The organism is Microbacterium keratanolyticum, assembly GCF_016907255.1.
Taxonomy (GTDB): domain Bacteria; phylum Actinomycetota; class Actinomycetes; order Actinomycetales; family Microbacteriaceae; genus Microbacterium; species Microbacterium keratanolyticum.
Genome location: NZ_JAFBBQ010000001.1, coordinates 2,575,014 through 2,588,360, shown reverse-complemented (window position 1 = coordinate 2,588,360; position 13,347 = coordinate 2,575,014). Strand labels below are relative to the sequence as shown.

15 protein-coding genes are annotated in these 13,347 nt (G+C 68.6%); 7 read left to right on the top strand and 8 right to left on the bottom strand.

Annotated features, from left to right (window positions below; genetic code table 11):
- Positions 1 to 55: 55 nt before the first annotated feature.
- A complete protein-coding gene (locus JOD62_RS12490) occupies positions 56 to 916 on the bottom strand; it encodes a PHP domain-containing protein (protein ID WP_239526687.1) in 861 nt (286 codons plus the stop codon).
- A 116-nt stretch (positions 917 to 1,032) separates the two neighbouring features.
- On the opposite strand from JOD62_RS12490, the gene JOD62_RS12485 reads away from it, so the two are divergent.
- A complete protein-coding gene (locus JOD62_RS12485; RefSeq protein WP_204939588.1) occupies positions 1,033 to 2,058 on the top strand; it encodes an endonuclease/exonuclease/phosphatase family protein in 1,026 nt (341 codons plus the stop codon).
- Here the strand turns inward: JOD62_RS12485 and JOD62_RS12480 are convergent.
- Complete coding sequence (locus JOD62_RS12480; protein WP_204939587.1) at positions 2,055 to 2,444, bottom strand: DUF3054 domain-containing protein; 390 nt, start codon at positions 2,442 to 2,444, stop codon at positions 2,055 to 2,057. The two genes, JOD62_RS12485 and JOD62_RS12480, sit on opposite strands and share 4 nt — an antisense overlap.
- 48 nt (positions 2,445 to 2,492) lie before the next feature.
- Here JOD62_RS12480 and JOD62_RS12475 point away from each other — a divergent pair, with 48 nt between their 5' ends.
- Positions 2,493 to 3,911, top strand: a complete 1,419-nt coding sequence (locus JOD62_RS12475; RefSeq protein WP_204939586.1) for an aminopeptidase P family protein — start codon at positions 2,493 to 2,495, stop codon at positions 3,909 to 3,911.
- 61 nt (positions 3,912 to 3,972) lie between these two features.
- Here the strand turns inward: JOD62_RS12475 and JOD62_RS12470 are convergent, their stop codons facing one another.
- Together JOD62_RS12470 and JOD62_RS12465 are read right to left on the bottom strand one after the other, a co-directional pair.
- A complete protein-coding gene (locus JOD62_RS12470; RefSeq protein WP_204939585.1) occupies positions 3,973 to 4,644 on the bottom strand; it encodes an alpha/beta hydrolase family protein in 672 nt (223 codons plus the stop codon).
- The gene (locus tag JOD62_RS12465; RefSeq protein ID WP_204939584.1) at positions 4,641 to 5,486 is read right to left on the bottom strand and encodes a general stress protein; all 846 of its coding nucleotides are present in this window, start codon (positions 5,484 to 5,486) and stop codon (positions 4,641 to 4,643) included. The genes JOD62_RS12470 and JOD62_RS12465 overlap by 4 nt, the downstream gene beginning before the upstream one ends.
- A 70-nt stretch (positions 5,487 to 5,556) precedes the next feature.
- Between JOD62_RS12465 and JOD62_RS12460 the strand changes: the two genes are divergently transcribed.
- Genes JOD62_RS12460 through JOD62_RS12450 form a run of 3 tightly spaced genes read left to right on the top strand, consistent with a single transcriptional unit; the run spans position 5,557 to position 8,491 of the window.
- Complete coding sequence (locus JOD62_RS12460; protein WP_204939583.1) at positions 5,557 to 6,825, top strand: magnesium transporter MgtE N-terminal domain-containing protein; 1,269 nt, start codon at positions 5,557 to 5,559, stop codon at positions 6,823 to 6,825.
- Positions 6,825 to 7,355 carry a DUF1003 domain-containing protein gene (locus JOD62_RS12455; RefSeq protein WP_204939582.1) on the top strand — a complete coding sequence of 177 codons (531 nt, stop codon included), beginning with the start codon at positions 6,825 to 6,827 and terminating at the stop codon, positions 7,353 to 7,355. Before JOD62_RS12460 ends, JOD62_RS12455 begins: the two co-directional genes overlap by 1 nt.
- Entirely contained in the window at positions 7,352 to 8,491 is a 1,140-nt protein-coding gene (locus JOD62_RS12450; RefSeq protein WP_204939581.1) for an Mrp/NBP35 family ATP-binding protein, read from the top strand. Before JOD62_RS12455 ends, JOD62_RS12450 begins: the two co-directional genes overlap by 4 nt.
- A gap of 15 nt (positions 8,492 to 8,506) precedes the next feature.
- On the opposite strand, the gene JOD62_RS12445 is transcribed toward JOD62_RS12450, so the two are convergent.
- Positions 8,507 to 8,890: a Sec-independent protein translocase family protein gene (locus JOD62_RS12445; protein WP_204939580.1), complete on the bottom strand. Its 384-nt coding sequence runs from the start codon at positions 8,888 to 8,890 to the stop codon at positions 8,507 to 8,509.
- A 121-nt stretch (positions 8,891 to 9,011) separates the two neighbouring features.
- Between JOD62_RS12445 and JOD62_RS12440 the strand changes: the two genes are divergently transcribed.
- On the top strand, positions 9,012 to 9,653 hold the full coding sequence (locus tag JOD62_RS12440) for an O-methyltransferase (protein ID WP_204939579.1): 642 nt from the start codon (positions 9,012 to 9,014) through the stop codon (positions 9,651 to 9,653).
- A gap of 75 nt (positions 9,654 to 9,728) precedes the next feature.
- On the opposite strand, the gene JOD62_RS12435 is transcribed toward JOD62_RS12440, so the two are convergent.
- The 3 genes from JOD62_RS12435 to dapE form a co-directional block, all read right to left on the bottom strand.
- Positions 9,729 to 9,902: a DUF3117 domain-containing protein gene (locus JOD62_RS12435; protein WP_087130671.1), complete on the bottom strand. Its 174-nt coding sequence runs from the start codon at positions 9,900 to 9,902 to the stop codon at positions 9,729 to 9,731.
- An 86-nt stretch (positions 9,903 to 9,988) separates the two neighbouring features.
- Positions 9,989 to 11,221: a hypothetical protein gene (locus JOD62_RS12430; RefSeq protein ID WP_239526686.1), complete on the bottom strand. Its 1,233-nt coding sequence runs from the start codon at positions 11,219 to 11,221 to the stop codon at positions 9,989 to 9,991.
- Between the two features lie 7 nt (positions 11,222 to 11,228).
- Entirely contained in the window at positions 11,229 to 12,302 is a 1,074-nt protein-coding gene (gene dapE, locus JOD62_RS12425) for a succinyl-diaminopimelate desuccinylase (protein ID WP_204939578.1), read from the bottom strand.
- A 73-nt stretch (positions 12,303 to 12,375) separates the two neighbouring features.
- On the opposite strand from dapE, the gene dapD reads away from it, so the two are divergent.
- Positions 12,376 to 13,323 (top strand): 2,3,4,5-tetrahydropyridine-2,6-dicarboxylate N-succinyltransferase, encoded by a 948-nt coding sequence (dapD, locus tag JOD62_RS12420; RefSeq protein WP_204939577.1) that lies wholly within the window; start codon positions 12,376 to 12,378, stop codon positions 13,321 to 13,323.
- The last annotated feature ends 24 nt before the right edge of the window (positions 13,324 to 13,347 follow it).

The following is a 13,347-nucleotide window of genomic DNA, read 5'->3' as shown; positions in this document are numbered from 1 at the left end:
AGAAGGGAGCGGATGCTGCACAGCATCCGCTCCCTTTCTCTGTCCGTGCGAGGTGTCAGCGCGCCCGCGCGATGAGTCGCGCCAGCATGTCTTCGCTCGTGGTGTTCTCGCCCGGAAGGTTCGGCTTGCCCGCGCCGTGGTAGTCACTGGAGCCTGTGATGATCAGATCGTGTCGGTCGATGAGGCTCTGCAGCCACTCACGCCCGGCGCGCGTGTTCTCACGGTGGTCGCGTTCCAGGCCTGCGAGACCCGCGTCGATGAGCCGCTCGATGAGTGTCTCTGGCATGCGCTGGCGCTCGCCCGTGGCGGGGTGCGCGATGATCGGCACTCCCCCGGCCGCGGTGATCAGTTCGACGACGCGCAGCGGATCGGGCGCGTAGTGCCCCTCGAAGTACCCCGCACGCGGGTGCAGGATGCTGTCAAAGGCCTCGACACGGTCACGCACGATGCCTCGGGCGACGAGAGCATCCGCGATGTGCGGGCGTCCCACCGTGGCATCCCCCCGGCGCTGCTCGAGCACGTCGTTCCAGTGCAGCGGATAATCACGTCCGATGTTGCGGACGATCCGCTCGGCACGACCGACCCGATCTTCCCGAACGCGCTCGAGCTCGGCCACGAGTTCGGGATGCGTCGGGTCGAAGAGGTACGCCAGGACGTGCACGCTGCGCCAGCCGTCCCGGGCAGACATCTCCATGCCGGGGATGAACGTCATGTCGAGAGCGGCCGCCTCCTGCGCCGCCTCCTCCCAGCCGACCGTCGTGTCATGGTCGGTGAGCGCGAGCGTGCGGACACCATGGGCGTGCGCCTGGCGGACGACCTCCGCGGGCGTCTCGGTGCCGTCGGAGCGGTTCGAGTGCAGGTGCAGATCGATCGGTCCGCGGATGCGGGGGGCGGCCGAATCTGCGTGCATGGTCATCCTTCGAGCGTAGCGAGCGAACAGACGCCCACGGTCGCATCCGCGCACCGCGTTTCCCAGCCGGATCAATGGCGCACGCCAGAGCCTTCCCAGCCGGCTCCCCTAGGCTCGAAAGCGTGTTTCGACTTCTGGGCGTGCTGCTGACCGTGCTGTTCGCGATCGCGACGGCCATCGTGACCTGGCCGCAGTTCTTCCGCCTAGAACAGAGCTTCCCGTTCGCCCAGCTCGTCGCGGTGCGCGGCTGGCTGGTCATCGGATTCGCGCTGGTTCTCGTGCTGGCACTGCTGCTGAGCGTCTCCCGACGGATGCGAGGGTTCGCCGCCTCGATCGCGATCATCGCCCTTCTCGGCGGGGGCGCGTCAGCCGTGATCGGCCTGACGCGCGGCATCGGCCCCGGCGAGATGCCGGAGCCGACCGACGCCAGCATCCGCGTCATGACCTGGAACACCGCCGGTGAGGCGGTGTCCGCCGAGCGCATCGCCCAGGAGATCGTCTCCAACGGCGCCGACATCGTCACACTGCCCGAGACCTCAGAGGAGGTCGGCGAGCGCATCGCGCTGATGATGCGCGAGCAGGGACAGCCCATGTGGGTGCATCATGTCCAGTTCAATCCCGAGGTGACCAACGGTCCGCAGTCCTGGTTCACGACGATCCTCATCTCGCCGGAACTCGGCGACTACTCCGTGATCCCCTCCTCGACGGACGGCACGAGCAACACCGGCTCGGTGCCGAGCGCGGTGGTCATGCCGATCGACGGTCACGGTCCGACCGTCGTGGCGGTGCATGCGGTCGCGCCGCGCCCCGACGAGATGGACCAATGGCGCAGCGATCTCCAGTGGGTGGCGGACCAGTGCCCCGGCGGCAATGTGATCCTGGCCGGCGACTTCAACGCGACGCTCGACCACATGAGCGGACTCGGCGTCGACGGCGGCGACATGGGCGCCTGCCGCGACGCGGCGGCTCGCACGGGGAACGGCCTCTCGGGAACCTGGCCCGCCAGCATCCCGGCTCTCGCAGGGTCTCCGATCGACCACATCATGGCGACGCCCAACTGGACGCCGACCGGTTCGCACGTGCTCAGCAGCGCCGATTCGCGCAGCGACCACCGCGCGGTCGTCGTGCAGTACGAGCCCGCGGGCTAGCGCGTCGACGCCGCGCGGCGGCTGCGGATGAGCGCCGCGACCAGACGTGAGCCGACGAGCAGGAGCAGCAGCGTGAGCGTGGCGACGATGACGAACGGCAGTGCGGTTCCTGCTCCGGTGACGGCGCGCAGCAGCATGCCACCGGCGACGGTGATGATCCACAGCGGAACGCCCGTGCGCAGCACCGCATCCGGAGCGCGCCATGCCCGCAGCGCGAGCCACCCGATTCCCCACGCGGCGAGGAACGGCCAGGCCGTCTCCAGAATGCCCAGGGCCGACAGACCCCGCTCATGACTGGCGCGCCCGATCGTCGCGAAGATCAGAACGAGAACGACGTCGATGCCCGCCGTGAGCGCGGCGGACGTGGAGCGAGAGCGGGAGGTCATGATGATGCCAGCCTACGTCTGCACAGGGTTCGGTGAGAGACTGGAGGAATGAGCAGCGCAGAGCGTGACACGATCACCACCGACACTGAGGCCACCGCCGAAGCCGCCAAGACGAACCGCAAGCAGCCGTTCCCCCGCGGATTCCTCGACACCATCTCGACCGGGTGGGCGGAGCATCCCGCATCCCTGCCCGCACCGCGGGCGCAGGCCTCGTTCGCCGCGGCGCGGCGTGCCCGTGTCTCCGCCGCATTCCCCGGCGAGCGCCTGGTGATCCCGGCAGGTTCGCTCAAGCAGCGCAGCAATGACACCGACTACCCGTTCCGTGCCCACTCCGCCTTCGCCCATCTGACCGGCTGGGAGGCGGACTCCGAGCCGGACTCCGTGCTGGTCTTCGAGCCGAACACCGGTGGTCACGACGTCACCCTGTACTTCCGTGAGCGTGCCGACCGCACGACGGCGGAGTTCTACTCGGATGCCACGATCGGTGAGTTCTGGATCGGCCCGCGTCCCGCCCTCGGCGGTGTCGCCGCCGACCTCGGTGTCGCGACCGCACACCTCCACGAATTCGTCGCGGGCGACGCGGATCTCGTCGTCGACGAGCACGAAGAACTCACTCGTGTCGTTTCCGAGCTCCGTCTTGTGAAGGACGAGTTCGAGATCGCCGAGATGCGCCGAGCGGTCGAGATCACGGCGAACGGCTTCGACGACATCATTCGTGACCTGCCCCGCGCGATCGCGCACCCTCGTGGCGAGCGCATCGTCGAGGGCGTCTTCCACCAGCGTGCCCGCAGCGACGGCAACTGGGAGGGCTACGACACGATCGCCGCATCCGGCCCGCACGCCTGCTACCTGCACTGGACGCGCAATGACGGCGCTGTGCTGCCAGGTGACCTCATCCTGATCGATGCGGGCGCTGAGGCGGACAGCCTCTACACCGCCGACATCACTCGCACTCTGCCGGTGAGCGGCACGTTCAGCGAGGTGCAGCGCCGCATCTACGACACGGTTGTCGAGGCTGCGGATGCTGCCTTCGCCGCCGCCCGCGTCGGAGTGCCGTTCCGCACGATCCACGAGGCCGCCATGGACGTCATCGCGCGCCGCACCGCCGAGTGGGGTCTTCTTCCCGTCACCGCGCAGGAGGCGCTGGACGCCGACAAGGGCGGTCAGCACCGCCGCTACATGGTGCACGGCACGAGTCACCACCTCGGCATCGACGTACACGACTGCGCGCAGGCGCGTCGTGAGATGTACTACGACGGCATCCTGGAGCCGGGCATGGTGTTCACGATCGAGCCCGGCCTGTACTTCCAGATCGACGACCTCACGGTTCCGGAGGAGTACCGCGGCATCGGCGTGCGGATCGAGGACGACATCCTCATGACCGCCGACGGTCCGGTCAACCTCTCGGCCGACATTCCGCGGACCTCGACCGAGGTCGAGGCATGGATGGCGCGCATCCAGGGCTGAGACCCCGTTCAGAGGAGCCTTCCGTCGGTTTTCACCCGTGTGAACCGACGGAAGGCTCCTTTCATCTCCGAAACGCTGCCACCACAGGCGCCAGCGACGCCCCGATCTCGTCGGCTGGACGCTTGTGCCCCTTCACCTCGAAGGTGTGGCCGCCGCCGTCGATCCAGGCGATCTGCGCGTCCTGACACCCGGCGACGACCTCTTCGAACTGTGCGAGGGGTTGGATGAACGGATCATTCGATCCCTCCACGAACAGCTGCGGCACGGTGATCGCTGGAAGATGCGAGGCACGCGGATTCTCCGGCTTACCGGGCGCGTGCAGTGGGTATCCGAGGTACACCAGCGCGTCGGCATCCATGCCCTCCGCGACCGCCATCGACGCCATCCGCCCGCCGTACGACTTTCCGCAGGCGATCAAGGGCCCGGAGCCGAGCTCGCGTGCACGGTCCATCACGGCTCGCCAGGTGGCGATCGCATGGGCGGCGGGCCCGGGCATGCGCCGCCCTGCCTCCCGGTACGGGAAGTTGAACCGCATTGTCGAGAAGCCCTCGAGGCGGATGGCGTCGGCGAACCCGGTGAGGAACGGATGATCCATCCCCGCTCCTGCACCGTGTGCGATCACGATCGTTCCGCGCGCCCCCGAACCCGCGGCGCCGAAAGCGGCGCTGACCGTCGCGTCGCCCGAGGGCAGGGCGACTGCGATGCTGAGGTGAGTCTCTGCGGGTGCGTTCACGCCTGTCCCGGCGCGGCCGGACGGTCGGAGTCCGTCTCTGGAGCGTTCGCTGCCGGATCAGAGGATTCCGCGGCACCATCGCGAGACTCCTGCGACGCCGCTCCGGACTCTGCAGTCGGCTCAGCTGTCGCAGGTGCGGATGTCTCTTCGGCAGCGGGCGCGGCTGGCGGCTGCTCACCCAGAACAGGTGCGGCGTTCGGTTCCACGCGCACTCCGTAGCGAGGAGCCTCCGGACGCGGCGGGATCACGGGGGCCGCAGGGGCATCCGGCACACCCGCACCCGGCTTCGCCTGCGCTGCCGCCGTAGCAGTCGCCGGGTCGATCCGCTCACCGTAGCGCGGCGGCTCGTCCGAGATGACTGGGGCAGGGCGAGGAGTGGTGTGGCGTCCCAGCGCCGTCCGCGCCTTGTGCAGCGACGCCGGCAGCACGGTGACGTCGTAGTGGTCAGCGGCGAGCTGCGTGATGCTGGCGAAGTCGCGGCGGCGGCGCACGATCGTGAAAGTGATGATGCTGAGCAGCATGCCCACCGCGACGCCGACCAGCAGGACACCAACGAACGCGCCCATCGTCGCGGCGGGGTTTCCGAGCACGAAGATCGCCGAGAGGAAAAGACCGATCAGGAGGCCGTTGATCGCACCCGAACGTGCGGCCGTCGCGTAGCCGAGTCGTCCGGTGACGCGCTCGACCGTGCGGACGCCGATGCCGACGATCGCGATGTCGCGGGCGGGAACCTCTGCCGCGATCAGCTTTGAGACCATCTTCTGGGCAGCCTCGTACTCCGTCATCGTGGCGACGGTCTCGCCGATTTCGGTACTCGCGGCCGGACGATTCAGCATGCTCATGCGGTCATTGTCCCACGCGGACCTTGTCATCCTCCCAGGCCTCTCCGCAGGGCAGGGCTACGCTGGTCAGGTGAGCACTCAGCGGGTTTTCGTCGCGCGCCTGGCAGGCTGCGCCGTCTTCGACCCCGCCGGCGACCGGCTCGGCAAGGTCCGAGATGTCGTCGTGGTGTATCGAAGTACCGCGGCACCTCGTGTGATCGGCCTGGTCTGCGAGATTCCTGGCCGACGCCAGGTGTTCCTCTCCATCGGCCGGGTCACCTCGATCAGCACCGGCCAGGTCATCACGACCGGCCTCATCAACGTGCGCCGATTCCAGCCGCGTCCGGGCGAGGTCCGTGTCATGGCCGAGCTCATCGGCCGCCGCGTCGACCTCACCGACGGCAGCGGCAGCGCCGTCATCGAGGACATCGCGATCGAGCCGAACCGGCTCGGTGAGTGGGCGGTCGGCCAGCTCTTCCTCCGCAAGCCGAAGACGAGCGCCTCTCCCTTCGCGAAGGGGCCGACGACGTTCGCCGCCTGGTCCGAGGTCCGCGAGCAGCATGCTCCCGGTGAAGCGCAATCCGCCGAGCAGCTCGTCGCGAGCTTCTCCGAGCTGCGCCCCGCCGACCTCGCCAACACACTGCTCGATCTGCCGCAGCAGCGACGTATCGAGGTCGTGGAAGAGCTTCCCGACGGGCGTCTCGCCGACGCGCTGGAAGAGATGCCCGAAGACGATCAGATGGACATCCTCGATCGACTGGGCGATGAGCGCGCCGCCGACATCCTCGATCAGATGGAACCCGACGACGCCGCCGACCTTCTCGCGCAGCTTCCCCAGGGACGCCTCGAGCACCTCCTCGAGCTCATGGAGCCGGAAGAGGCGGAAGACGTCCGGATGCTCCTGCGGTACGGTCCCGACACGGCCGGCGGTCTGATGACTCCCGAGCCGATCATCCTGTCGGCGGACGCGACGGTCGCCGAGGCGCTCGCCCTGATCCGACGCCACGAACTGCACCCTGCCCTCGCCGCGGCGGTCTTCCTCACCCTCCCCCCGTTCGAGACGCCCACGGGTCGTCTGCTGGGTGTCGTGCACTTCCAGCGGATGCTGCGCTATCCCCCGCACGAGCGTCTGGGCGCGATCGTCGACGACACCCTCGAACCCGTCTCGGTCACAGCATCGGCAGCGGAGGTGGCTCGGCGTCTCGCCAGCTACGACCTGGTCTCCCTCCCGGTCGTCGACCAGGCGCACCGGCTCGTCGGCGCGATCAGCATCGATGACGTGCTCGACTACCTGCTGCCCGATGACTGGCGGTCGCAGGACGCGAGTGAAGACTCGCCCACGACGCGAGGTGCACAGTGATGGCCCGCGGCACCCGCGTCGGGCTCGACGCGCCGCGCCGCGGTGCGAAGACGCGCGCACCGCAGCCGTCGCGAGACCGCTTCGGCCGCTTCACCGAATGGGTCGCCCGCGCCATGGGCACGCCGGCGTTCCTGGTCATCCTGAGCCTGTTCTGCATCCTCTGGATCGGCTGGAACACGCTCATGCCCGAAGAGATCCGCTTCGATGACGCGGCTCTCGGCTTCACCGCTCTCACGCTCATGCTGTCGTTGCAGGCTTCGTACGCCGCTCCGCTGATCCTGCTCGCGCAGAACCGTCAGGATGACCGCGACCGTGTCCAGATCGAACAGGATCGCCAGCGCGCCGAGCGCAATCTCGCGGACACCGAGTATCTCGCTCGCGAGATCGTCGCCCTCCGCATGGCGCTGGAAGATCGCACCACGCAGGTCGTGACCCGCGATGTCCTCCGCCAGGAGCTCCGCGCCCTGCTCGCCGAGCTGCAATCGGACGACGACGAGCCCCCCACGACGAAACGCGAGAGTTCGGCATGACCGCTCTTCCTGAGGCAGTCGATGCGGTGCGCGCGGCTGTCGGATCCGTCGTGGACCCCGAGCTGCGACGACCCCTGTCAGACCTCGACATGGTGCGCGACATCACCGTGACCGAAGGCGTCGCGCACGTCGGGATCGCGTTGACGATCGTCGGATGCCCCGCCGCGACGCGGATCGAATCCGATGTCCGTGCCGCCGCGGCATCCGTGTCCGGCATCACCGGGGTCGACGTGCAGGTGGGTGTCATGACCCCGGCGGAGCGCAAGGCCCTCACCGAGCGGCTTCGAGCCGGACGCGCCCCGCGCACGATGCCCTTCGGCCCGGACTCGCTGACCCGTGTCATCCTCGTGAGCAGCGGGAAGGGTGGCGTCGGAAAGTCGTCGCTCACCGCGAACCTCGCTGTCGCGCTCGCCGCGCGCGGCCGCCGCGTCGGGCTCATCGACGCCGACGTGCACGGCTTCTCGATTCCTGGGCTTCTCGGGCTGATGGAGAACGGCGTCGCGCCGCATCCGACCCGCATCGACGACCTCATGCTGCCGCCCGTGGCACACGATGTGAAGGTCATCTCGATCGGCATGTTCCTCCGCGAGGGCGAGTCCGTCGTCGCCTGGCGCGGGCCGATGCTGCACCGCACTGTGCAGCAGTTCCTCACGGATGTCTTCTTCGGTGACCTTGACGTCCTGCTGATCGACATGCCGCCCGGCACGGGCGACATCGCGATCTCGATCGGCCAGTTGCTCCCCCATGCCGAGGTGCTCGTCGTCACGACCCCGCAGGAGGCGGCGTCGGAGGTCGCGATCCGCAGCGGGCTCGTCGCCCGACAGACCGGGCAGCGCCTCATCGGCGTCGTCGAGAACATGGCGGCGATGACTCTGCCCGACGGCACCGTGCTCGACCTGTTCGGCGCCGGCGGCGGCGCGGCCGTTGCGGAGGCACTGTCGACCGGCGGAGACGTCGTTCCGCTCCTGGCATCCGTTCCGCTCAGCGCCGCACTCCGCACGGGCGGAGACGCCGGCGCGCCCGTCGTCCTCAGCGCTCCCACGGATCCCGCGGCGCAGGCGATCATCACCCTCGCGGAGTCGCTGGATCATCAGGGGCGCGGGCTGTCCGGGCGCTCACTTCCGCTGAGCGTCTGAGTCGGTCAGCGCCGGTCAGGTCGCTTCGAGGTCGAACGGCGGGGGTGTCTCGCGAGAGAACTCCCGCCCGAGAACGCTGGGGACCGCGGGCTTCGCCGGCTCGACGATCGCGCTCTGGCCGCTCGGACGCGGCGGGGGCGAGTCATCGAGCAGAGCATCACGGATGATGCGACGGGGGTCGTACTGACGCGGATCGAGCTTTCGCCAGTCGAGGTCGTCCGCCTCCGCGCCGATCTCTTCGCGCATGCGGCTCCGCGCGCCCTTGAGCATCTCGCCGCCCTTGCGCACCATCTGCGCGAGTTTCTCGGCATAGCCCGGCAGTTTCTCCGGCCCGATGATGATCCCCGCGATCACGGCGATCAGCACGAGCTTCTCGAGCGTGATCCCGTTGAAGTTCATGTGTTCAGCGTACCCGTCGCGCCTGAGCGCGATGGTGCTGTTCGCGCTTTACGCTGGATGCGGCCGCGAAAACACCGCACGGTCGACGCGCGGTGCCCGAGACCCGGCCAACGGAGGACCAGTGAGCGAGCACGACGCCAACGCGCGATACATCCGCGAGGCCATCGTCGAGCCCGATGCGATCGCTCGTGCACGCGCGCACGCGGTCGAGCTGGGCGCGGCCCCGATCAGCGCAGGAGTGGGCGCGCAGAGCGCGCTCCTCGCTGCCGCAACCGACGCCAGGGCGATCCTCGAGATCGGCACCGGCGCCGGCGTCTCCGGACTCTGGCTCATGCGCGGCGCTCCCAAGGCTGTGCTGACCTCCATCGACAATGAGCCCGAGCACCTTGCCGCGGCCCGCAGTGCCTTCCATGACGCGAAGATCCCCGCCACTCGCACCCGGTTCATCACCGGACGCGCCGCCGATGTGCTGCCCCGCATGAACGAGGCCGCATACGACATCGTGTTCGTGGACGCCGACCCGGAGAACGTCATCGAGTACGTCGAGCATGGTCTGCGTCTCGTCCGCGCAGGCGGCACTGTGCTGGTCCCGCGCATCCTTGCGGGTGGCCGCGTCGCAGATCCTGTACAGCGCGACGCCGTCACGGTCGCCTACCGCTCCCTCATCCAGGAGACGCAGCAGTCCGCGGCCGTGCTCGCCGCGATCTCAACGGTCGGCGAAGGCCTCCTCCAGCTCACGAGCATCGCGGCAGAAAGCGCCTGAGCGGCACGCGCTGCGTACGCAGAAGGGGTGAGAAGCGCTGCGCGCTTCTCACCCCTTCTTACCGTCGAAGTAATATCAGGCCGGGTTGACGACGGCGTCAAGCACGCCGTGCAACTCCTTGGCCTCTGCGTCGTTTACAGAGACGACCAGGCGTCCGCCACCCTCAAGCGGAACACGGACGATGATGAGTCGTCCTTCCTTCACGGCCTCCATGGGTCCGTCGCCGGTCCTCGGCTTCATCGCTGCCATCGCGGTGCTCCCTTTCCTCGGTGGTCGTTACCGCAAGTTTATCGGTTTTGACGACAGTGTCGCCCGCACGCGCCCTCAGATGACGCTCAAGGCACTCTCCAGAAGGTGTCACCCATCGCATATATGTTGTAGATCCAGGCTGCCTGGGCTCCGAGACACAGCACGAGCACGCCCGCCCGGTACCACCAGGAGCGCGGAATCGCCACGGCCCCCCAGAGCGGTGTGAGCGGGAACAGCAGCCGCAGCGTGCTCGACTGCGGGAAGAACACGGCCAGCAGGTAGAGCAGGTAGCTCGCACTCCACAGCCGCACCTCGACACCCAGCGCGCGCACACGACGGTCGAACAGCAGCAGCGCCGCCGCACCCGCCACGAGAAGCACGAGCACGACGGGCCCGAGGAAGGCGGGCAGCCCCCAGAACGTGAACCAGAAGGCGGATGCATCGACCCATCCCTCGAACGGAATGAAGCCGGCTGCCCCGCTCGATCCCCAGTTGCGCCGCCAGGCGAGTTCGGTCGCCAGATAGGCACCCGGATCGCCCGTCACGACGGCCGCGACGATCTGCCACGAGAATCCGACGACCGTCGCCAGCGCACCGAGCGCGAAGAAGTGCGCGATCTCGGTTCCTGGCAGCGGATCTATGCGCCGGCGCGTCCAGCGCCACACCAGCACCAGCCCGAGGAACAGCGCGAACGCGAGCACCCCGGGTCGCGTGAACCCGAGCACAGGCACTAGCAGGTACAACCAGAAGTAGCGACGCCGAAGGACCGCATCCAGTGCGAGGAGCAGGAACAGCATCGCAAGGGACTCGGCATACCCGACCTGGAACAGCGCCGCGAGCGGACCGTTCGCGAAGAACACCACCGCGACGAGCGCTGCACCACCCCCGATGCGCGGCGAGAGCAGACGATGCAGGGCGAGGCATCCGAGGTACCCGGCGACGAAGGACACCACGACGGCCCCCGCGCCCCAGCTGCCGAGCGGCAGCCCGATCACCCGGGCGAGCATCGGATACAGCGGCATGAACGCCCAGGCGTTCTCGGCCACCTCTCCGGCGTCGGTCAGAGGCAGTTCACTCGGATAACCGGCGACCGCGATCAGCCAGTACCACTGCGCGTCCCAACCGAGAGACAGATCCCCGATGGTCGCCCCCGCGCCGAAGCGCGACAGCGCGGTCGACTGCGCGGCCGCGACCGCGAGGAAGGCGGTCGTGATCGCCCGGGCAGCCAGGTAGATCAGTGCGATCGTGAGGGGCGCCGGCAGGCGCCGCACACGCTGGGCGGCAGAGGAGAGCCAGGATGGCGCGGATGCGGCGGACATGCCGGCGTCAGCGCGCGCTCAACCAGGCGCGCAGGCCTTCTTCAACGGCGAGGATCTGCGCCACCGGCACCCGCTCCTCGTCGTGGTGCGCGAGATGCGGGTCGCCGGGGCCGTAGTTGACCGCGGGGATCCCGAGTGCGGAGAAGCGGGCGACATCCGTCCACCCGTACTTCGGATGCGCGGTGGCGCCGACCGCGGCGAGGAACTGCTGTGCGATCGGGGCATCGAGTCCTGGGCGCGCGCCATCGGCGGCGTCCGTGATGTCGACAGTGAAGCCGGCGAAGACCTTGCGGACGTACTCGGCCGCCTCCGCGGCCGTCTTGTCCGGGGCGAAGCGATAGTTGACCTCGACGACGCAGGAATCGGGAATCACGTTGCCTGCGATGCCGCCCGAGATCCCCACGGCGTTCAGGCCCTCGCGGTAGACGAGCCCCTCCACCGCGACCTCCCGTGCGCGGTACTCGGCCAGGCGCATGAGGATGGGCGCTGCCCGGTGGATCGCGTTCTCGCCGACCCACGACCGCGCACTGTGCGCACGCACTCCGCTCGTGCGCACGCTCGCGCGCAGCGTGCCGTTGCAACCGCCCTCGATCTGCCCGTCCGTCGGCTCGCCGAGGATCGCGAAGTCGGCGACGAAGAGCTCCGGATGCTGCGCGGCGAGCAGGGCGAGTCCGTTGAGTGATGCATCGACCTCTTCGTTGTCGTACCACATCCAGGTGATGTCGATCGGAGGGTCTGTGAGTTCTGCGGCGAGCTTGAGCTGCACCGCGACGCCGGCTTTCATGTCGACCGTGCCGCGACCCCACAGGTAGGGCGTGCCGTCGATCTCGATGTCTCGGGTGGGGAGGTTCGCGTTCACGGGGACCGTGTCGATGTGCCCGGCGATGACGACTCGCTGGCTGCGGCCGAGTTCGGTGCGGGCCACGATCGTGTTGCCGTGACGAAGCACCCGCAGGTGCGGATAGGCGCCGAGTGCGTCCTCGATGAGGTCGGCCAGATGCCGCTCGGATCCCGACACGCTGTACACATCGCAGATCGCGCGCGTGATGTCGAGGGAGGAGAGCCGAAGATCGAGCGCCATGTGATCAGCCTACTTGCGACGCGAGACGACACACGGGCGCGTGCGGCTTCTCACGTTCGCTAGCCTTGATGGAATGACGCACGCGCGCACCGTTTGGGGTACAGGACTCACCACGATCGCCTCCGATGGCACGATCCTCGATGCGTGGTTCCCCTCGCTCGGCCGGGGTGCACGCCCGGCGGACGCCACCTCCGCTGCTGACCTGCAGTCCGATGCGGGCGCCGACGAGCGTCGCCGCATCACGCTGCAGGCGATCGAGCTTGAGATCGACCTCGACGCTCCCGCATCATCGACCGCCGACGTCTACCTGCGTCTGCACGCCCTGTCGCATCTGCTGGTACGCCCGAACGAGCTCAACCTCGACGGCATCTTCGGTTTCCTTCCGAACGTCGCCTGGACCTCCGCGGGGCCGATGCTTCCTTCGGATGCCGCGCTGCTGCGTCCGGCGCTGCAGCGCGCCGGCATCCAGGTGCAGGGGCTCGACAAGTTCCCGCGCCTCACCGACTACGTGCTGCCCGAAGGGGTGCGCATCGCGGACGCCTCGCGCGTGCGTCTCGGCGCCTACCTCTCCCCCGGCACGACCGTCATGCACGAGGGTTTCGTCAACTTCAACGCCGGCACCCTCGGCGCCTCCATGGTGGAAGGTCGCATCTCGCAGGGCGTCGTCGTGGGCGACGGCAGTGACATCGGCGGCGGCGCCTCCATCATGGGAACGCTGTCCGGCGGAGGTTCGCATCGGGTCGCCATCGGCGCCCGAACCCTCCTCGGCGCGAACGCGGGCATCGGCATCTCCCTCGGCGATGACTGCGTCGTCGAAGCCGGGCTGTACGTCACCGCGGGCAGCAAGATCATCCGCGCCGACGAGGCGCCGGATGCCACGGGCGCGCTGCCGATCGTCAAGGGTGCTGACCTCTCCGGCGAGAACGGGCTGCTCTATCGACGAAACTCGCTGACGGGTGCGGTCGAAGCCGTGCGCCGTGCGGGTGTCGGTGTCACGCTGAACGAGGCGCTGCACGCGTAGCATCCGCTCAGCGAACTCCTGGTA

Excerpts from the sequence above, each read along its gene's own strand:
- JOD62_RS12430 (WP_239526686.1), bottom strand. The coding sequence starts at position 11,221 with ATGTCCGCCGCATCCGCGCCATCCTGGCTCTCCTCTGCCGCCCAGCGT.
- JOD62_RS12480 (WP_204939587.1), bottom strand. The coding sequence starts at position 2,444 with ATGACCTCCCGCTCTCGCTCCACGTCCGCCGCGCTCACGGCGGGCATC.
- dapD (WP_204939577.1), top strand. The coding sequence starts at position 12,376 with ATGACGCACGCGCGCACCGTTTGGGGTACAGGACTCACCACGATCGCC.
- JOD62_RS12445 (WP_204939580.1), bottom strand. The coding sequence starts at position 8,890 with ATGAACTTCAACGGGATCACGCTCGAGAAGCTCGTGCTGATCGCCGTG.
- JOD62_RS12450 (WP_204939581.1), top strand. The coding sequence starts at position 7,352 with ATGACCGCTCTTCCTGAGGCAGTCGATGCGGTGCGCGCGGCTGTCGGA.
- JOD62_RS12490 (WP_239526687.1), bottom strand. The coding sequence starts at position 916 with ATGACCATGCACGCAGATTCGGCCGCCCCCCGCATCCGCGGACCGATC.
- JOD62_RS12465 (WP_204939584.1), bottom strand. The coding sequence starts at position 5,486 with ATGAGCATGCTGAATCGTCCGGCCGCGAGTACCGAAATCGGCGAGACC.
- JOD62_RS12455 (WP_204939582.1), top strand. The coding sequence starts at position 6,825 with ATGGCCCGCGGCACCCGCGTCGGGCTCGACGCGCCGCGCCGCGGTGCG.
- dapE (WP_204939578.1), bottom strand. The coding sequence starts at position 12,302 with ATGGCGCTCGATCTTCGGCTCTCCTCCCTCGACATCACGCGCGCGATC.
- JOD62_RS12435 (WP_087130671.1), bottom strand. The coding sequence starts at position 9,902 with ATGGCAGCGATGAAGCCGAGGACCGGCGACGGACCCATGGAGGCCGTG.
- JOD62_RS12475 (WP_204939586.1), top strand. The coding sequence starts at position 2,493 with ATGAGCAGCGCAGAGCGTGACACGATCACCACCGACACTGAGGCCACC.